This window comes from Streptomyces sp. NBC_01478, assembly GCF_036227225.1.
GTDB lineage: Bacteria > Actinomycetota > Actinomycetes > Streptomycetales > Streptomycetaceae > Streptomyces.
The window spans coordinates 108,350-126,589 of sequence record NZ_CP109444.1; the positions used below are offsets into that span (position 1 = coordinate 108,350).

The 18,240-nt window shown below is 67.3% G+C and carries 17 protein-coding genes; 10 read left to right on the plus strand and 7 right to left on the minus strand.

What is annotated here, in order from left to right; translation table 11 throughout:
- Nucleotides 1–14 precede the first annotated feature (14 nt).
- Genes OG223_RS00510 through OG223_RS00520 form a run of 3 tightly spaced genes read right to left on the minus strand, consistent with a single transcriptional unit; the run spans nt 15 to nt 3,216 of the window.
- A complete protein-coding gene (locus OG223_RS00510; protein ID WP_329240716.1) occupies nt 15–971 on the minus strand; it encodes an MBL fold metallo-hydrolase in 957 nt (318 codons plus the stop codon).
- Between the two features lie 29 nt (nt 972–1,000).
- Nucleotides 1,001–2,083, minus strand: a complete 1,083-nt coding sequence (locus OG223_RS00515) for a mandelate racemase/muconate lactonizing enzyme family protein (RefSeq protein ID WP_329240718.1) — start codon at nt 2,081–2,083, stop codon at nt 1,001–1,003.
- Complete coding sequence (locus OG223_RS00520) at nt 2,080–3,216, minus strand: alpha/beta fold hydrolase (RefSeq protein WP_329240721.1); 1,137 nt, start codon at nt 3,214–3,216, stop codon at nt 2,080–2,082. Before OG223_RS00520 ends, OG223_RS00515 begins: the two co-directional genes overlap by 4 nt.
- Nucleotides 3,217–3,399: 183 nt before the next feature.
- Between OG223_RS00520 and OG223_RS00525 the strand changes: the two genes are divergently transcribed.
- The 8 genes from OG223_RS00525 (at nt 3,400) to OG223_RS00560 (ending at nt 12,983) form a co-directional block, all read left to right on the plus strand.
- The gene (locus OG223_RS00525; protein WP_329240724.1) at nt 3,400–4,596 is read left to right on the plus strand and encodes a homogentisate 1,2-dioxygenase; all 1,197 of its coding nucleotides are present in this window, start codon (nt 3,400–3,402) and stop codon (nt 4,594–4,596) included.
- A complete protein-coding gene (gene trxB, locus OG223_RS00530) occupies nt 4,586–5,557 on the plus strand; it encodes a thioredoxin-disulfide reductase (protein ID WP_329240726.1) in 972 nt (323 codons plus the stop codon). Before OG223_RS00525 ends, trxB begins: the two co-directional genes overlap by 11 nt.
- Nucleotides 5,558–5,698: 141 nt before the next feature.
- The gene (locus OG223_RS00535) at nt 5,699–6,280 is read left to right on the plus strand and encodes an HD domain-containing protein (RefSeq protein WP_329240729.1); all 582 of its coding nucleotides are present in this window, start codon (nt 5,699–5,701) and stop codon (nt 6,278–6,280) included.
- A 279-nt stretch (nt 6,281–6,559) separates the two neighbouring features.
- The gene (locus OG223_RS00540; RefSeq protein ID WP_329240731.1) at nt 6,560–7,129 is read left to right on the plus strand and encodes a tautomerase family protein; all 570 of its coding nucleotides are present in this window, start codon (nt 6,560–6,562) and stop codon (nt 7,127–7,129) included.
- A 230-nt stretch (nt 7,130–7,359) separates the two neighbouring features.
- On the plus strand, nt 7,360–8,127 hold the full coding sequence (locus tag OG223_RS00545; protein ID WP_329240734.1) for an SDR family oxidoreductase: 768 nt from the start codon (nt 7,360–7,362) through the stop codon (nt 8,125–8,127).
- Nucleotides 8,128–8,141: 14 nt separating this feature from the next.
- Nucleotides 8,142–8,990 (plus strand): enoyl-CoA hydratase/isomerase family protein, encoded by an 849-nt coding sequence (locus OG223_RS00550; RefSeq protein WP_329240736.1) that lies wholly within the window; start codon nt 8,142–8,144, stop codon nt 8,988–8,990.
- A gap of 192 nt (nt 8,991–9,182) precedes the next feature.
- Nucleotides 9,183–9,824, plus strand: coding sequence for an SDR family oxidoreductase (locus OG223_RS00555; RefSeq protein ID WP_329240737.1), 642 nt, complete (start codon nt 9,183–9,185; stop codon nt 9,822–9,824).
- Nucleotides 9,825–10,187: 363 nt separating this feature from the next.
- On the plus strand, nt 10,188–12,983 hold the full coding sequence (locus tag OG223_RS00560) for an AAA family ATPase (protein ID WP_329240740.1): 2,796 nt from the start codon (nt 10,188–10,190) through the stop codon (nt 12,981–12,983).
- Nucleotides 12,984–13,243: 260 nt separating this feature from the next.
- On the opposite strand, the gene OG223_RS00565 is transcribed toward OG223_RS00560, so the two are convergent.
- The 4 genes from OG223_RS00565 to OG223_RS00580 all read right to left on the minus strand — a co-directional run bounded on the left by OG223_RS00565 (nt 13,244) and on the right by OG223_RS00580 (nt 16,361).
- Entirely contained in the window at nt 13,244–14,053 is an 810-nt protein-coding gene (locus tag OG223_RS00565) for a hypothetical protein (protein WP_329240742.1), read from the minus strand.
- Nucleotides 14,054–14,351: 298 nt separating this feature from the next.
- Nucleotides 14,352–15,047 carry a hypothetical protein gene (locus OG223_RS00570; RefSeq protein ID WP_329240746.1) on the minus strand — a complete coding sequence of 232 codons (696 nt, stop codon included), beginning with the start codon at nt 15,045–15,047 and terminating at the stop codon, nt 14,352–14,354.
- Between the two features lie 117 nt (nt 15,048–15,164).
- A complete protein-coding gene (locus tag OG223_RS00575) occupies nt 15,165–15,410 on the minus strand; it encodes a hypothetical protein (protein ID WP_329240749.1) in 246 nt (81 codons plus the stop codon).
- Nucleotides 15,411–15,830: 420 nt separating this feature from the next.
- The gene (locus tag OG223_RS00580) at nt 15,831–16,361 is read right to left on the minus strand and encodes a winged helix-turn-helix transcriptional regulator (protein WP_329240751.1); all 531 of its coding nucleotides are present in this window, start codon (nt 16,359–16,361) and stop codon (nt 15,831–15,833) included.
- Nucleotides 16,362–16,477: 116 nt separating this feature from the next.
- Between OG223_RS00580 and OG223_RS00585 the strand changes: the two genes are divergently transcribed.
- Complete coding sequence (locus tag OG223_RS00585) at nt 16,478–16,990, plus strand: SRPBCC family protein (RefSeq protein WP_329240754.1); 513 nt, start codon at nt 16,478–16,480, stop codon at nt 16,988–16,990.
- Nucleotides 16,990–18,039 (plus strand): LLM class flavin-dependent oxidoreductase, encoded by a 1,050-nt coding sequence (locus OG223_RS00590; RefSeq protein ID WP_329240757.1) that lies wholly within the window; start codon nt 16,990–16,992, stop codon nt 18,037–18,039. Before OG223_RS00585 ends, OG223_RS00590 begins: the two co-directional genes overlap by 1 nt.
- Nucleotides 18,040–18,240: the final 201 nt, after the last annotated feature.

Sequence of the window (18,240 nt, forward strand, 5' to 3'; positions counted from 1 at the left end):
AGGAAGCTCGGTGATCACTTGGTGAGGCGGTCCCAGACTTCGTGATCCCGCTCGACGGTCCAAATGGCGGGGCGCTTGCCATCGAGTTCGTCCCAGACACGCTGGACATCGAAGACCATCGCGTGTTCGAACACAGGCATTCCACCGTAGTCCGGCAGCAGTTCGGCACGGGCCGCCAGGTAAGCGTCCTTGATGTCGCTGCCGGCGTTCTTCACCTTCTCCACGGCCGTGAACATTCGGCGGATGAAGTCCCTGGTGAGCTCGATCGCGCGCTGCGATTCGTCCTTGGTGTGGGCGATGTGCCCTCGGCCCCCGACCAGCACCTCGACATCGAGTTCCGCGACCTTGTCCAGGGTTCCGGTCATCCAGTCCTGGTGGTAGGCGTCGCCGGTGTAGACGGCGGATCCGTTCTCTACGAGGTCGCCCGCAAACAGGACTTTCTGCGACGGGACGTAGGCGGCAATGTCGCCGGAGGTGTGGCCGTTGCCGAACCAGGACAGCTCCACGGTGCCCCGGGTGCCGCCGAGATCGATGCTGAGGTGCTGGTCGAACGTCTTGGTCGGCCAGGTCAGCCCAGGGATCTCCTCATATCCGTCGAACAGCCGCGGCATACGGCCGAACTCGACGTCCCAGTCCTCCTTCCCGCGTTCGCCGATGAGCCGCTTGGTCTCTGCGGACGCCACGATCTCCTCGGCGTCGAACGCCGCTGCCCCGAGCACGCGCACGGCGTGATAATGGGACAGCACCAGGTACTTGACCGGCTTGTCCGTGTGCTCACGCAGCTTCTCGAGCCACCGCCGTGCCATGAGCGGGGTGGCACGCGCCTCGAACGCGACGAGGAAGTCCTCGCCCTCGATGGCGCCGACGTTCGGGTCGCCTTCTGCGGTGAGGGCCCAGATGCCGTCGCCAACGGTCTCCAACGTCTCGACCTTGGGGGCAGTGTCGCCCGAGGAAGCAAATGCTTGCGACATGTGCGACTCCTTCGCTGGTTTCCTATGTGTCACTTGAGGTGGGCGTACCGGTGGAGGGCGTCCGGGTCGAACAGGAGCCCATGTCCCGGACGTTCAGGTGGAACGGCTCGCCCGTTCCGGATCTCGATCGTTTCGAGGAGAACGTCGTCGATGAGCGGGAAGTGCTCTACGTATGGGCAGTTGGGCACCGATGCCGCGAGGTGGATGTTGAGTTCGGGCAGGAAGTGCGGCGACAAGAAGGCCGATCCCGCCTCGGCGATCGCCGAGATCCGGCGCCATTCCGTCACGCCACCGCACAGCGGTGGGTCGGGTTGGAGGATTGTCGCGGCACCCTGCTGGAGGTACTGGGCGAACTCGAAGCGGCCAAGAAGGTGCTCACCGACTGCTATCGGCAGACCGGTCTGCTCAGCGAGCCGGCGGTGGCCGTCTATGTCATCCGAGCGCAGTGGTTCTTCGAGCCAGTAGACATCGAGTTCGGCGAGGCGCCGGGAGAACCAGAGCGCAGTGGGGAGGTCGAGCCTCTCATTGCAGTCGACCATGAGCCGGACACCGTCGCCCACTGCCGCTCGCACGGCGGCAATCCTGGCGACGTCCTCCTCGACTCCGAGCGCTCCGGCCCGAAGCTTTACGGCACGCAGTCCTTCCTCTACATAGCGCTGCGTGCCCTCGATGAGCTGAGCCACGTCCATCTGGTGGGTGGCGCGTCCGCTGCCGTAGATCTCGACGGTGTCGGCGTGTACGCCAAGATGCCGGTAAAGGGGCAGACCACGCCGCTTCGCCTCAAGATCATGGATGGCCAGGTCCAGAGCTGACAGCGCCGGAAGAGCATGCCCCCTGCCCAGCCGGTGTGTCCGCGACCAGACAGCTTCCCAGGTGGCTGGCCAGTGATCGAGCGGTGTGCCCAATACGAGTGCGGTCAGGTCGTTGTCGATCAAATGCCTGACAGCGCCGGCGCCTCCGGTCAGCCCGAAGGTGAAGCCAAGTCCTGTGGCACCGTCGTCGTCGGTGACGGTGACCAGGATGAGATCGACCTCGGTCGCTCCCGAACCTCCCCGGCCGCCGCCAAGGGGGATCTTGTGCCAGGAGGTCTCGATGGTGCCGATCAGACTCACAGGGTGTCCTCGATCCAGCCGACCAGGACGTCAGCCATGGTTTCCGTGAGTTCGGCCTGCCCGTTGAGGTAGTGCTTGCCTCCGGCGATGGCGCTGATCTTCTTGCGACCGTGCGGCACAGCGTCAAAGAGCTGTCGTGCGTGTTCAGGGAAGCAGGCTTGATCGGCGGTTCCGTAGATGACGTGTACCGGCACGTCGGTTCGCGCGAGTCGTTGCGGACCGTTGCCGTTGCTCGTTCGAAGCGACCACTGGGACAGCCACGACTGTGCGGAGGTGAAGTGGCCGAGAGTGGTGGGGATCAGGTTGGCAACAGCCGCGTCGCCCCAGAGCGTGCCGGCCTCGCGGTCCGAGGGATCGATGGTGAGGTCGACGTTTCGCGGGTCGGCACACGTGGCGTGCACCACCATCGGAACGTCGTTGACACGGCCGTCGCTCAGCTCGCGGACGCGTGCGATCTGATCCAGCGCATAGTCGGTGAGCCGTTCGTTGCGGGCCCGTTGTGCTTCGCGGTATCGCGCCAGCCACTCACGGTCGTACGGAGGCTCATTGCGCTTGTCGAACATGTCGAGATCCGCGTCACGCTCGAACGGCGAGCTCTCATCCACTATCGACGGGTCCAGCATCTCGACCAGCAGATTCGCCCGGCCGGGATGTGCCATCAAGGTGACCAGCGCATCGACAGGGGGAAGCGTGGCTTGGGTCAGATCCGGTCCGCTGCCGCCGGGGGACGCGGTGATGGTGGCGCGCGCAGCCTGTTCTTGGTACAGGGCGACGAGTCCGCCGCCTCCGGAGTTGCCCACGAGTACAACCCGCTCGTAACCCTCTCTCCGCAGCTGAGCAACCACTGCGGCGACGTCGAGCAGGCAGTTCTCCAGCAGGAGGGAGCTGTCGTTCCCGATGTACCGGGTAGTCATCGCGATCGCATCGACACCACGCCGCGCCCAGGCGTCCAAGGCGTAGTGCCCCAAGAAGTTGGATGACGGGTGAACGACCAGGACGGCAGTCGAAGCAGTCTTGCCCGGTGTGGCGCGCGCCCGGGTACACCACAGCACACCCGCCATCCGTGCCACACCTGAGTAGATCTCGGTGGCCTTGGTTTCCGTTCCCATGGGAACGGTCATCAACTCGCGCACTTGCGTCCCCAGTCGATAATCGAACGACTAAACCGTTAATCGGTAGCAAGCTAACCCCGGGACACCCGGCTGTCAATCGGCGACCGCGCACCGGCGGGACCCGCGAGGGGTTGACACGAAGACCGAAGACTCGCAGACTCCACCGATATATGCGCACGTTCACCGACTATCGGAGGTGCCCAAGTGTTCTATCGAAGGCTGGGTGAGGTTCCTCGCCGCCGGCACACACAGTTCTGCGACGCGGCAGGAAACCTGTTCTTCGAAGAGATGCAGGGCGAGGAAGGGTTCACCTGGAACCAGTCGTTCCTGTATCACCGCAACCTGCCCACCGTGATCACAGATGCGGAAGAGGTCGCGTACGAGAACCGCGAGCAGGTCAAGAACTCTCCACTGCTGCCGCGTCACATCCTCACGCACAAGCTGGGCGTGGGCGACGATCCGGTGACCGGCCGTCATCTCCTCATGGCCAACACCGATCTGTCGGTGCTGTACGTGGCGGCTGTGCGCAGCAGCGGTCTCTACCGCAACGCCGTTGGCGACGAGCTGTGCTACATCGAGTCCGGCTCGGCCGTACTCGAGTCCTCGTACGGAACGATGGAGGTCGGTGACGGCGACTATGTCGTGATCCCCACTTCAACCACCCACCGGTGGCGGCTGACCTCGGACGAGTTGCGTCTGCTTGTCGTCGAGTGCACGGGCGGAGGGCACATCCGCCCGCCGAAGCGCTTCATGTCGCCGCTGGGACAGTTCCTGGACGGCTCGCCTTACAACGAGCGCGATCTTCGTGGTCCGGAGTCCTTGCCCGCGCCGGCTGAGGGTGAGGCCGATGTGCTTGTCCGGACCCGGACCGGCGTCACCCGCTACGCCTACGCGTATCACCCGTTCGACGTGGTCGGCTGGGACGGCTACAACTACCCGTACGCCCTGAACATCCACGACTACATGCCCTCGACCGGCGCGCTGCATCTGCCGCCGCCGACCTACATCACGTTCGAGGGACCGCGGTTCGTCATCTGCTCGTTCGTGCCGCGGCTGTTCGACTACCACCCCGACGCCGTCAAGGTGCCCTACGCGCACTCCAACGTCGACTCCGACGAAGTCCTCTTCTACACCGGGGATTTCATGAGCCGCGCCGGCACCGGGATCAGCCAGGGTTCGATCTCTCTGCACCCTGCCGGCTACATCCACGGACCCCAGCCCGGCAGCCACGAGAAGTCCCTTGCGCTGAAGTCGACGGACGAAACGGCGGTCATGATCGACACCTTCGCGCCTCTCATGCTCGGCGCGGACGTCTCGGGCATCGAGGATCCGGGCTATGCGTGGTCCTGGGCTCGCGGGTCGGGCAAGGCGGTCAAGGGAGACAGCTTCGATGTCCGGTGATTCCGAGCTCCACGAACTGATCGTCGTCGGCTCGGGCCCCGCCGGGTACAGCGCCGCGATCTACGCCGCCCGGGCCCAGCTGAAGCCGCTGGTCTTCGAAGGCTCGGTGACCAGCGGCGGGGCGCTCATGACGACCACCGAGGTCGAGAACTTCCCCGGTTTCGGCGACGGCATCGACGGGCCAACGCTGATGGCCCAGATGCGGAAGCAGGCCGAACGTTTTGGCGCTCACCTCGTGCCCGATGACGCCGTCGGCCTCCAGCTGACAGGACCGGTCAAGACCGTACTCGACAGTTCCGGTCGCAGCCATCACGCCCGCGCGGTTGTGCTGGCCATGGGTTCCGGCTACCGCCACCTGGGGCTGACGGGCGAGGACAGACTCTCCGGTCGCGGGGTGAGTTGGTGCGCTACGTGCGATGGATTCTTCTTCCGCGGACTGGAGATCGCCGTCGTGGGGGGTGGGGACAGCGCGCTGGAAGAGGCAACCTTCCTGACTCGGTTCGCCGAGAAGGTCTACGTGATTCATCGGCGCGACGGGCTTCGCGCGTCCAAGGCGATGCAAGAACGAGCCTTCGCCGACCCGAAACTGGAGTTCGTATGGAACTCGCAGGTCACGGAGATTGTCGGTGACCAGCGAGTCGAGGGTGTCACCCTTCGTGACACCGTGACGGCTGAGACTCGGCAGCTGCCGGTCAGGGGCCTGTTCATAGCGATCGGACACGACCCGCGGTCCGCTCTCGTCCGCGACCAGGTCGATCTCGATGCTGCTGGCTACGTGCGCGCCGCCCATCCCACGACGCACACGAACCTCGATGGAGTCTTCGCCTGTGGAGACCTCGTCGATTCGCGATACCGGCAGGCCATTACCGCAGCCGGGTCCGGCTGTGCCGCTGCCCTGGACGCCGAACGCTACCTGTCCGGGCTGTCCACAGCCCCGCACTCAACAACCGCCACCGCCTAACAAGCCCCCCAGGCGCAGGTCATCCGACAACGTGATGGCGCAGAGGCACGGCCACATCACTAGAGATCATGGCCCAATGGCAGCGGAGGAAGGCCCACGGGCCACTTTTTGTGGACGGCGACGGCAGCTTAGGTTCGGGCCATGAACGATCCTCTGGTTGTACCGACTGGCGACATCCCCGACGCAGCCCTCGCGATCCTGCACGAGACGGTGGACAGGCAGATTGCCGAACACAGCCTGCGCAGTTTCTACTTCGCACGGCTGACTGCTCAGCAAGAAGACCTGCTGAGCGATGCGGCATACGACGAGGGTCTGCTGTTCGCCGCCACAGTCATGCACGACCTCGGGCTGGGGATGCTTGCCGAGGGCAATGCCCGATTCGAGGTCGAAGGGGCGGACCTCGCCGCAAAGCTGCTGGCCGAGCACGGGGTCCCTGACGGCGACATCAGCCGGGTCTGGGAAGCCATCGCCCTGCACAGCTCGCTCGGCCTCGCCGACCGCATGGGCCTGCTGACCTACCTGACCCACAAGGGCGTCTTCACCGACGGCGGTCGCTTCACCGAGCTTTCCCCCGAACTGCAGGAGCCCGTGCGTCTCGCCTACCCGCGGTCGCCCGACGACCACTCGCTCCAGGCGGCCATCGTCAAGCACGCCCGAAAGTCTCCGAAGGCGGCGCCGCCCTTCTCGATCGCGGCTGAACTGCTCAGGCAAGCCGGCGGCTGACGAGAGCCAGAGGCAGGCCGCCGGTACACACGACGGGAGGAGGGCGTCAGCCTGCAAGCCAACGCGAAGACCATCGAAGGCGCACAGCACCCGGACCGCGGCACCCAAGCAGCAGGTGCTGCAGAACGCCAAGACCATCGGCGACGTGTCCGGCGCGCCCTTCTTGATTGATCGGCAGCTTCAGCATCATCGCCGCGCCCGGCCGGCCCCGCACGGGGCGCATGAGGGGGGCTATCACGTGTTTGGGTGAGTGAGCGGGAATGGCAGTGGACCCACACTATGGATAGCGCACTGAATGGACGGCTGTCCGGCTGGAAGATCGTGCTCTCCTGGCTCTGTGGCCAGCGGACCGACCGGGACCGGGTGGAGCAAGCCCTGTCCCGAGGATGTCTCTTCATCACGAATCCCCACTCACGAGAGGACATCGCCATGCCGATGATCGACGTGTACGCCCCGACCGGGACGTTCGACGACAAGCATGCACTCGCCCAGGAACTCGCTCAGGCGATCATGCGATGGGAGAAGGTGCCCGCGATCCCCTTCTTCCTCGACAACACCGCCGCGTTCATCCACGAGCTGGACCCGGACTCCCATTCGACCGCCGGCGGCAGCGCCGGTGTGCGCGTGAACGTGACCACCAATGCCGGCGCGCTGGACCGCGAGCAGCAGCTTGGGCTGGTCAAGGAATTCACCGCTCTGGTCGCCAAGGCCGCGGGTGACCCGACGCTGGAGGAGCGCACCTGGGTCGCCCTCACCGAGGCGGTCCCCGGAGGCTGGGGCATCGCCGGCCACGCCTACACCAACGAGGAGATCGTCCAGCACGTGCGCGAACTGCTCGGCAAGGCGTAGGCGTCTGCCGCCTGGTCGCGCGCTTGCGCCCTGCAGGCGGGAGCCCTGCAGGGCGCAAGGCAGGCACCGCCCGGGCCCGCAGGGAACGCGATTCAACGGGCCCGGTGAGTCTGCGGGATCGTGCCGCGTCTCAGCCAGCCCCACATGTGCTCCCCGGATCCGGCTGCCTTCTCGCGTTCTGCCGCCGGGTCCGGGGTCAATTTTCCACCGCATTCCCTGAAAGGTGCGTCATGCCCTCTTCGGCAGAACTGAGCGGCCGTGTCGCTGTGGTGACCGGAGCATCCAGCGGCATCGGCGAACAGATCGCGCGGACGTTCGCTGCACGCGGTGCATCGGTCGCCCTGCTTGCCCGCCGTAAGGACAAGCTCAAGGCGATCGTCAAGGACATCACGGCGTCGGGAGGCAGGGCAGCGTCCTATCCGGTCGACCTCACCGACGCATCGGCCACCACAGCAGTGGCAGGCGAGATTGCCCGTGAACTCGGCGATGCCGGAATCGTAGTGAGCAATGCGGGCATCATGCTGCCGACGCCGCTCAGTGACCTCAATCCACCGGACTGGAGCCGCCAGGTCGAGCTGAACATCGGTGCGGTGAACAACACGCTGATCGCGTTCACCGAGCAGCTCGTGCGCTCCGCGGCGACCACCGGTGTAGCGGACCTTGTGAACACGGCTTCGTTTGCCGGCCGGGGTGTGTTTCCGACGTTCTCGGTCTACGCGGCGTCGAAGGCTTATGTGATCCACCTGGGCAACAACCTGCGTGCGGAACTGGGACCGAAGAACGTGCGGGTCACCACGATCCAACCGGGCATCGTCGGCACGGAGTTGCAGAGCCATATCGCTGACGAGAACGTACGCACACGGCTGGCCGCCACCCGGGACACGATCGAGTGGCTCACTCCTCAGGACGTCGCCGACGTGGTCGCCTATGCGGTGGGGCTGCCCGCTCGTGTGAACCTGCCCGAGATCACGGTCCTGCCCACCCGGCAGACGGCCTGACCTGGAAGGTCGCCATGACTGCCACGACGCCCCACCTGACGCAGTTCACGATCACGGTCCCCTTCCCGGGATGCTGGAGGGTCACCTTCGACAACCCGCCGATCAACCTGATGAACGCCACGACGGCCGCGGAGCTGCAGGACATCGTCACTGCGATGGAGGACGCGGACGACTTGCGGGTGGTCGTGTTCGACAGCGCCAACCCGGACTTCTTCTTCGCCCGCTACGACTTCTCCGGCGGCGGCCTGCCGACCACTCCGGGCCCGACGGGGCTACCGCCGTTCCTGGACATGACGGTCCGGCTCTCCCAGGTACCGGTGATCTCCATCGCGGAGATCACCGGCAGGGCCCGGGGCGGCGGAAACGAGTTCGCGCTCGCCTGCGACATGCGCTTCGCCGCCGCAGAGACAGCTCTGTTCGGGCAGCCCGAGATCGGCAGCAGTCTGATCCCCGGCGGCGGGGGTATCGAACGGCTCGCGGCCTTCGTGGGTCGGGGACGGGCATTGGAGATCGTTCTCAGCGCGGACGACTTCGACGCAGTGACTGCTGAGCGATACGGGTGGATCAACAGGGCTCTACCGGACGCGGACCTGACTGGCTACGTGGACGCACTGGCACGACGGATCGCCACCTTCGACTCCGTGGCGCTCGGCACGGCAAAGAACATGATCAACCGTCATACCCTGCCCGCTCCCGAAGATCTGCTGGAATCCCAGGGGGCCACGGTGGCACTGGTCCAGAACCCCGCGTTCCTGGACCGGTTCCAGCGGGTCCGCGCCTACGCCCGGGCTACCGGAGCAGACTTCGACATCCGGATGGGCCATCACATGGGCGTGGTCCCGGACGCGGAAGCAGCGCAGTAGACGTGCCGGTGACCGCACGCCGCGGACAAGCCCGAGGAGTGCTTGCCGAAGTGTGCGTCGCTGAACATCGGCGGCCAGTCGGCTCCCTGCGCAGGCAGTCCAGCCGGTCGCCTTGGCCCGCCAGAGCCCTGGATCAGGAACGGCCATGGCCGTTCCTGATCCATCGCCACAGGTAATGAATGGGTTGAAGACATGAAGGTCGTCATCGTCGGTGGGCACAGTCGGATTGCACTGCTGCTGACAGCGCTTCTGAGCCGGCAGGGCCACACAGTGGTGGGCACGGTGCGCTCCGAAAGGCAGGGGCACAATGTGGTTGCGGCCGGGGGCACGCCACTGGTGCTCGATATCGGGACCATCAGTGTGCAGGCGCTTGCCGAGGCCTTGTCCGGTGCCGACGCCGTGGTGTTCGCGGCGGGTGCCGGCTATGGCAGCACCACCCGGCAGAAGCAGGTTATCGACCGCGACGGTCCGATCCTGCTGGCCGACGCAGCCGAAAAGGCCGCGGTCAACCGCTACGTGCTCATCTCCTCGATGGGTGCCGACTACTTCGACAGCGGCTCGGCCGATCCGTTCCAGATCTATCTGCGTCTCAAGAGCGACGCGGATGCGAACCTTCGTGCGCGCTCGCTGGACTGGACCATCGTGCGTCCCTCCGGACTCGATGATCGGCCGGGGTCCGGGCGGGTCCGGCTGGGAGAGGGGATCGGCGGCGGAAGCATTCCTCGTGCCGACGTGGCGATGCTGATCGCCCGGTTGCTGAGCGAGGGCATCGGTATTCGGCACCAGTTCGAGGTCACTTCCGGGTCCGAGCGCATCGAGGATCTCGTCTTCTGACCGCCCAACACACAGACGGCCAAAGCCGAAGGGAAGCTCTCAACAGGTCAGCAGGACAAGAGCCTTGCCGACCCGCGAGGTGCGGTCCCCCACCTGTTCAGGTGAGGGACCGCGCACGTCGAGCTGTGCCGCCTGCGAGCTGACGGATTCGGGTGATGGCCGCAGAACCACGACCGTGATCCGCTTGCCGGTCGGTCGAGCTTCAGGGCGGGGATGCGGAACGGGGCATGCACGCCTGAGAGGTGTGCACTGACTATGGTGGAGGCATGTACAAGGCGTGTCGTTGGTCCCACCCGGCCCCCGCCCCGATCATGAGCTACGGCCACTGCCGGTACCGTCGCGCAGGCGCTGGAGGGGCCTGAAGTGGCCAGGACCGTATTGCGGGGACGTGCGACGGCGATGTCGTCGGCCCTCTCGGTGGTCCGGCGCACGGAGCAGGACGGACGCAGTGGCATCGTCGTCCTCACCGGCGAAGCCGGCATCGGCAAGACCGCGGTGCTTGAGGAGCTGATCGCTCAGGCCCGGACGCGAGGATTCGCCTCGGGGGCCGGCAAGGCCGATGAATCCGGGCAGATATCCCCGGGCGCACCGCTTCTGGTGGCGCTGCGCTCCGGTGCGTCTCCTCTGATCGCCTCCGACGCACTGGCCGAACTCCAGCGCAGCGTCGACCAGCCTCTTCAACTCCTCGAGCAGGTCAGCACCCACCTCGAGAAGCTCGCCTGCGTCTCCCCTGTGATCTTCGCCATCGACGACGCCCAGTGGGCGGACCGGTTGACCAGGTTCGTGGTGCGGGCCCTGCCCGCGCGTCTGGCCGGGTCACCCATCGTGTGGGCCGTCGCCGGGCGCGACGCCGCCGGCGGCCTGATCTCGGATCTCTCGCGAACCGAGATCCCCTCGGTCCCCCTGGAGTTCATCCACCTGGGTCCCCTGGACACCCACGATGTCGGCGCCCTCGCGCAGGACCTTCTCGGCAGCGCCCCCTCCGAGAAGGTCCGCGGCATGCTGAATGGAGTTGGCGGCAACCCCTTTCTGGTCACGCAGATCCTGGACGGCCTGGCACAGGCCCGCACACGGGGCGAACCGGAGGACCAGGTCCCGGCCGAGTTCGTCTTCGCGACACGCCGAAAACTGCTGGGCCTGGGCGCGGGCGAACGCCAACTGGTGCAGACCGCGGCCGTGTTCGGCCAGCCGTTCGCGGTCGATGACGCCACTGCCCTGCTGGCCGAACATCCGGCCGCTCATGTGTGGGCCTGGGCGGAGCTGGCCGTCGAGTCCGGTCTGCTTGCCGCCCGCGACCACCGCCTCAGTTTCCGGCACGACCTGGTTCGCGAGACGGTCTACGCCGACCTCACCGACAACGCCCGACGCGCCCTGCACAAGCGCTGCGCCGAACACCTGATGGCGACCGGGCACGGCCCGCTGAGCACCGCCCCGCACGCGCGGGCGAGCGCGGCACCCGGGGACCTGGCCAGCGCGAGGATCCTCACCCAGGCCGCCGACGCCGCCGTCACGGCCATGCCCCACACCGCAGGCGATCTCGCCCTCCAGGCCTTCCAGCTCCTGCGTCCCGCCCAGCCCGCCTGGCTGACCGTCGGGGAACACTGCGTCGACATCCTCTCCCGGGTCCAGCGCTGCGCCGAGGCGGTCACGGTTGCCGACACACTGCTGGCCTGGTCCGACGATCCCGCAGCCACCGCCCGCATTCAGGTCCTGGCCGCCCGCGCCCTGTGGCTGATGGGCCGGCTCGCCGACTCCCTGACCCGGATCGACACAGCGCTGTCCCAGCCCGGTCTGCCGCCTGCGCTGCGGTCCTGGCTCACCTCCTCGCGCGCCTTGGCCCTCACCCGGACGGAACCCGCCGACATCGCCAGACAGGCGGCAAAACCAGCCCTGGCCGAAGCCCGGCTCACAGGCGACCGTGAGGCGATCACCGTGGCGCTCCAGGCTCTCGGCGAGGCAGCCAAGAACTCCGGGCACCACGCCGAAGCCCTGGCCCACTTCCGCGCACTGCGCACGACCGCCGGCCACACGCACCTGGCTCAGGAAATACTGGCCCTGCAACTGCTCGACCGCTTCGCCGAGGCCGAGACGATACTCGGCGCCGCCCACACCGATGCCCGCGACCAGGTCGAGGCGATCCTGCCCTCCGTGCTGTACGCACAGCTGTGGCAGGAGTTCAGCCTCGGCCGCCTCGATGACGCCGACTCCACCGCCCGAACCCTGATCGCGCTGAGCGAGGAGCTCGGCAACCACACGCACGGCCTGCAAGCGATCATGATCACAAGTTCCGTCGCGCTGCTGCGCGGCGACGTCGCCGGAGCCCGCAACCGTCTGACCCCGGCCCTGACGCACGCGGACGCCGACGACGAGGTCCGCCTGCCTGGCCTGCACCTGCTGCAGGGGTGGATCAGCGCGGCGGAAGGCCACCTGGACCAGGCCATGTCGATCCTGTCCCCCGCGTTGTACCGGGCCAGGGAGTCGCCGACCTACTGGCCCTGGTGGCCCGGCTGGTTGAGGGGATTCACCCGGTTCGGCCTGGCCGCCAGCGATCTGGGCTTCGCCGAGCACGCGGTGGCCCTTGCCGAGGAGGGGGCTGCCCGCAACCCCGGTGTGGCCAGTTTCGAGGGAATAGCGCTGCAACTGCGCGGCACTCTTCGTCAGGACCTCACCCTCCTGCGCCGGGCCACGGAGATGCTCGCCCGCAGCCCGCGGCCCGCGCTGAGGGCCGGCGGCTACGAGGACTACGGCCGGGCGCTGCTGACCGCTGGGCAGCGAAAGGAAGGCGTGGCCAACCTCGACCTCGCCTGGGACATCAACCACCAAATGGGCGCGCGCGGATCCGTACTCGCGCTCCAGCACGTGATGCGCCGCGCCGGGATCCGCCGCTCCAAATGGATCAACGATGTCGAGCGGCCTCGTACCGGGTGGGCCGCGCTGAGCGAAGCAGAAAGGAAAGTCGCGCAACTGATCAGCGCAGGGCAGACCAATCAGGCCGCCGCCCGCACGCTGGGACTGTCGCCCAACACCGTGGGAACACACCTGCGTTCGATCTTCGCGAAGCTCGACGTGCACTCGCGCGTGCAACTGGCCAACGTCTGGAACGACCGCACCGCGACCGAGCGCGTGTCTGAACTCAGCGCAGCCCGCCGACGCCCGTAGATCCGCTCCCGCAGCCCCGTTGCCAACCTTCGTCGGCATCGCGCGGGGCTTCCAGAGGCGTTGAGCCAAGATCATGGGCCAGGAGCCGCGTGAACACCGGCAGTTGATCTCAGCGTTCCGCGCGGCAGCTCGGCGTGCTCCTCAGCCAAGGAGGAGGGGGTACTGCTGGAGCTGTTGACTGTCACGCCCAGACGCTCGGCCATCGGCTGCACGGAATGCCCTCTGAGCTCGGCATAAGAAGCCGAGCTCAGGCAGGCCGACTATCGCTTCTTTACGACACCCCACGATGCGAGCTTCGTCGGTCGTGTGGCTTCCGTGCAAAGTGGGTGGCTTCGATCGCCGAAGTAGGCGACGCCAGAGACGATCGCTGCGAGGTCGTACTCAACGGGGCACTCCGTGTTCGACTGAACGAGCGCGCCGCAACCATCTTTGCTGAGGTCCACGGAGACGCCCGGCGCCCAGTGATATTGCGGGCACGCCTTTTGCAGCGCGCCCAGCCCGGCCGTGGTAGGCGTGGCCGCGCGGCTCTTGAACGTGAAGAGGACGTTCGAGGCCCCCGCGACCGTAGTCGAAGGACCGACGAATGCTGCGATCCCATGGGTCGTGATCGTGAAGAGCTTTGCGTTCTCGTCGCAGCCGGCACCACCGTAGAGATCGTAGGTGATGGCGGCGACGTCATGCCTGCCGAACACGTAGGTGCGCCGCCGCGTCAGGTCTTGACTCGCGGTTTCGCAGTCCTTGCTCCGCCAGGTGCCGATAATCGCATGCGCGATGTCTTTGCAGTTGGGGTTGTCGACGGTCTTCTCACCTCCGGCGCCGACCGGCTTCTGCGGAACCGGCTTCACCTCAACCGGATTGAACGGCTTAACCGTGATCGTGCCCGGAGCGCAACCGACCTCGCCGAGAGTGACGCCCCCGCCGGTGGCGCGGGCCGCCTGCTGGGGTGCCGGAGCAGACGCGGCGTTCGCCGCGGCCGCGCCGCCGAAGATCGTCAGGCTGACCACGGCGGCACCGAGCCCGAGCGAGACCTTCCCCTTACGGCTCGCTGGGAGGGTGGCGAGTCTGTTCATGGTGTGACCCTTTTCGACTAGAAGTCGTCGTCCCCGGAACGCCGCCAACGGCGCGCGTCTGCGCATGAGAGGTCCTCCCCCAGCAGAGACGGGGACGGCCGTGTCCAGGAGAGGGCATCACGGCGTGCGCGGCCCGCACCACCACATGAACAGGTGACCTTCCGGACGGTCCCTCAAGGAGAAACGCACCCGTCTGCCCGGCACAGCGGGCAGACGTGGCTGTGACGTTGTTCAACGGCCCCGGGATGTTGGTGGCCTTCAGCGGCCCCAGTTGGTGGATTGACTTGCGCTGGGACCATCAGCCGCGCCGTCGGTTCCGGATCCGGTGTTTCACCGCCCACACGGCGAGGCTGACGAGGGCGAGGAGCAGCCAGGTGACGAGGAATCCGAGCGGGTCGCTCTCGTGTTCGCCGGAAGTGACGATGCCGGAGACGACGGTGACCGCGCAGGCTCCGACGATCATCTTGCCGGTGAGCGGGAGCCCGTCTGCGGCGCGGCGCCGGGCCGGCTCACGCGTCCCACGGCGCAGCCAGACGGCGGTGTACAGCGCCAGCGCCCCGCCGGCCAGCATGCTCAGGCCGGCGCCCAGGTAGAGACCCGGATTCGTCGTCGGCGCCTCGACTGTCTGCTGAACGCGTCCGTCGAAGGTGATGTCGGTGCGGCGGCCGTGCCAGACGACTACCCCGATGCGGTCGCCCTTCCGCAGCCTCGACAGCACGGGGCCGGAGTCGTCGAGGCGGATCCTGCCGGACACCGATGGGGGACCAGCTACCTCCAACCAGTAGACGCCACCATGACCGTTGGAGTGGTCCTCCAGGTTCTTGACCACGGCAGGGATGCCCCGGGTTTTTGATGCGGCCTCGTAAGCCCGCACGGTGGAAAGGCTGTGGCGATAGGGCACGGCGAGCACGGCAGCTCCGCCGAGGACGAGGAGCAGCGCCAAGGCCGCCAGCCCCCACGCCCGTCGCCCAGCTTCCCAAGTCCTGCCCACCATCGCGCCTCCCTGGGAGGTTCGACTCGGAACAGCCAAGGAGGGTTGCGCCCACTCACCGCCGTGGCACGGGTAAGGCCCCGCCCATCAGGGCGGGGCCTCGGAGCTCAGCAGATCTCCTCAGATGCCGTCGAGGTTGTCGAGGTGCTTGTTGACGTTGCTGATGAGGACGATTTCTTCAGCTGTCTCGCCGCTCCTCCGTGCCTTGGTGCGAGCCAAACGGAATGACTCGGAGCCGATCTCGACAGCACCGCCCCTACCGGACAGCCCGAGAACCGCCTCACTGAAAGAGTTGAACAACGTCACAGCCAGGCAGACGACCCGCGCCGAACACAACCGGCCCCGGCGCAAGTCCACCCACGCCATCCCGGGGTACTGGTGGCGCGGCAGGCGCCGCGCCGGGGATCGGCAGCGAGTCCGTCCCGGCCGCCGACGGGCGCGCCTTCGACGTCTCAGATCCCGGCTCCAACACGCCCTACGCACAAGCCGATCACTCCACCGGCGGCCAGGACCACGAGACGTACCGCTGGAACGTCCGCGACGACCGCCGCCGCGACTTCTGGGGCACCGCCGTCATAGCGTCCTGGTACAAGGAGGCCACTGCGATCCTCGCCCCCGACAGCCGGCCGCAGCCCGTCTCCGACGCCCTTCTCCACGAGGCTGCGCAACGTGTCGGGGCCGACGGACTGGGGTGACGGAAGCGGTGGGTGCCTCCCAGGGCGGAGTTGTCCCGGCTCGGCGCCGCGGTCGCCTGCGGACTGACAGCGCGGCACCGCCGCGGCGGCGTCATCGTGCGGCCGGTGCCTGCTCTCCCGGACCGTCGAGCCGGAAGCGGCGTCGGACGGCCGGACGGCTGAGCAGTTTGGGCGGATAGCCGGGGCCGGGCTGGGGCGTGACGTCTTCCCAGGCGAGCGGCTCCTTGCAGCGCGCGCACACCACTTCCGCGTGGGTGTCGTGCCCGCAGGTGTCGTGGTGGGTGGTGACGGGCACGCCCGCGTCGTCGGCGAGCCATTTGTCCCCCCAGGCCGTCATCGCCAGGATCACGCCGTAGAAGTCGCGGCCGGCCTCGGTGAGCAGGTATTCGTGCCTGACCGGCTGGGTCTCGTAGACCTGCTTCTCCAGCAGGCCTGCGTCCACCAGTCTGCGCAGGCGCTCGGCGAGGGTGGTGCGGGCGATGCCGAGCTCCTGCTGGAAGTCGTCGAAGCGGCGGATCCCGTAGAACGCGTCCCGGAGCACCAGGGGGGTCCACCAGTCACCGAGCAGATCCACCGTCCTGGCAACCGAGCACGGCCAGTTCGCGAATGACGTACGCCTCATCCAACCGATGATACGAGTCCCGCAAGAAGACTTAGCAGGCAGCGGCCTGCAATCAGCCTTGCGCGAGTGAGTCCATCTACGAAACTATGCACTTCAGCGAGGAAGGAGTGGGGTCGATGAAGTGGACAGGGCAGGTGTATGCGGACTCCCCCACGGTGGCCGCGGACACCTACATCGGCGCTCCGCGCGAGGTGGTCTGGGCGTACGTCAGCGACATCCGCCTCATGCCGCGCCTGAGCGCCGAAGTGCAGCAGGTCGAGTGGCTCGACGGCGCCGACGGCACGCGTCCGGGGCAGCGCTTCGTCGGGCGCAGCGCGCATCCCGCGCTGGGGAATTGGGAGACCGTCAGCACTCTCGTCGAGTACGAGGCTCCGGAGCGCTTCGCCTGGGCGGTGGGCGACCCGGAGTACCCGAGCAGCGTGTGGCGGTTCACCCTGCTCCCCCAGGGCGATGGCACCGTGCTGGAGCAGTCGGCGCAGATGGGTCCGGGGCGCTCGGGGCTGTGCTTCGCCATCGACGCCATGCCCGACAAGGAGCAGAAGATCGTCTTCGTCCGGCTGCGCGAGTTCGAGACCGGTATCAAGGCCAATCTCGCCGCCATCAAGGGGCTCGCCGAAGGGCAGCTGTGATGCGCACCGCCACCACCATCGAGGCGTCGGGGGGCGACTGGCGGGAGACCGTCGACTTCGTCCTGGAGGCGGAGAAGCTGGGTCTGGACATCTGCTGGGTGGCCGAGGCGTGGGGCAGTGACGCGCCCTCACCGCTCGGCTTCCTGGCCGCCCGTACCGAGCGGATGCTGCTGGGCTCCGGTGTGATCCAACTCGGCACCCGCTCGCCCGTCACCCTCGCGCAGACTGCGATGACCCTCGCCCACCTCTCCGATGGGCGCTTTCTCCTGGGCCTCGGGGCGTCCGGTCCCCAGGTCGTCGAGGGCCTGCACGGGATCCCCTTCGCGCGCCCGCTGGCCCGGATGCGGGAGACCGTCGAGATCATCCGCAGCTCCTTCACCGGCGAGAAGATCTCCTATCAAGGACGGCAGTTCACTATCCCCCTCCCCAGCGGGGAAGGACGGCCCATGCGGCTGAGCCTGGACGCCGTCCCGGTACCGATCTATCTCGCGGCCCTCTCGCCGAAGATGCTGGAACTGACCGGGGAGATCGCCGACGGATGGCTCGGCACCAGCTTCGTCCCGGAGGGCGCCGACGCCTACTTCACGCATCTGGACGCCGGGCTTGCCCGCGCCGGCCGCACCCGGGCCGGACTCGACGTCTGCCAGGGAGCCGAGATCAACATCGTCTCCGATCCGGCCCTGCTGGGCGGGATCGTCGGCAGCCGCAAGAAGGAACTCGCCTTCTCGCTGGGCGGCATGGGCTCGGGCTCCACCAACTTCTACAACAACGCCTACAGCCGCCAGGGGTGGGCCGAGGTCGCCGCCCAGGTGCGGGAGCGCTGGCAGGCAGGCGACCGTGACGGAGCCGCCGCCCTGGTGACGGACGAAATGGTGCTGGCGACCACGCTCATCGGCACCGAGGAGATGGTCCGGGAACGGCTCGGCGTGTGGCGGGACGCGGGGGTCGACACCGTCCGCCTGTACCCGGCGGGCGACACACTCGAAGCGCGCCTGGCCAATCTCGCCCAGGGCATCGATCTCGTACGTGCGCTGGACCTGGGCACGTAGTAGCCCAAGCCGCACGACTACGCGGTGCACGTGGTTGATCGGTCGGCCGGACCAAGAAACCCTTGGAAGTGCCCGCAGCTTCGACCCCGACCGTTCGACCCCAGCCAGTTTGACCCGTGGCAGGGAGCGCCTCTTGGAGGAGGACTTCGGCGCGGGTGTTGCAGCCGTTCTTGTCGGCGTCGGACCAGTGCTTGAACTTGT

Bases quoted from the DNA above. Each gene is read 5' to 3' on its own strand.
- OG223_RS00510 (WP_329240716.1), bottom strand. From the start codon at position 971: ATGTCGCAAGCATTTGCTTCCTCGGGCGACACTGCCCCCAAGGTCGAG.
- trxB (WP_329240726.1), top strand. From the start codon at position 4,586: ATGTCCGGTGATTCCGAGCTCCACGAACTGATCGTCGTCGGCTCGGGC.
- OG223_RS00535 (WP_329240729.1), top strand. From the start codon at position 5,699: ATGAACGATCCTCTGGTTGTACCGACTGGCGACATCCCCGACGCAGCC.
- OG223_RS00540 (WP_329240731.1), top strand. From the start codon at position 6,560: ATGGATAGCGCACTGAATGGACGGCTGTCCGGCTGGAAGATCGTGCTC.
- OG223_RS00545 (WP_329240734.1), top strand. From the start codon at position 7,360: ATGCCCTCTTCGGCAGAACTGAGCGGCCGTGTCGCTGTGGTGACCGGA.
- OG223_RS00550 (WP_329240736.1), top strand. From the start codon at position 8,142: ATGACTGCCACGACGCCCCACCTGACGCAGTTCACGATCACGGTCCCC.
- OG223_RS00555 (WP_329240737.1), top strand. From the start codon at position 9,183: ATGAAGGTCGTCATCGTCGGTGGGCACAGTCGGATTGCACTGCTGCTG.
- OG223_RS00565 (WP_329240742.1), bottom strand. From the start codon at position 14,053: ATGAACAGACTCGCCACCCTCCCAGCGAGCCGTAAGGGGAAGGTCTCG.
- OG223_RS00570 (WP_329240746.1), bottom strand. From the start codon at position 15,047: ATGGTGGGCAGGACTTGGGAAGCTGGGCGACGGGCGTGGGGGCTGGCG.
- OG223_RS00575 (WP_329240749.1), bottom strand. From the start codon at position 15,410: ATGGCGTGGGTGGACTTGCGCCGGGGCCGGTTGTGTTCGGCGCGGGTC.
- OG223_RS00580 (WP_329240751.1), bottom strand. From the start codon at position 16,361: ATGAGGCGTACGTCATTCGCGAACTGGCCGTGCTCGGTTGCCAGGACG.
- OG223_RS00585 (WP_329240754.1), top strand. From the start codon at position 16,478: ATGAAGTGGACAGGGCAGGTGTATGCGGACTCCCCCACGGTGGCCGCG.
- OG223_RS00590 (WP_329240757.1), top strand. From the start codon at position 16,990: ATGCGCACCGCCACCACCATCGAGGCGTCGGGGGGCGACTGGCGGGAG.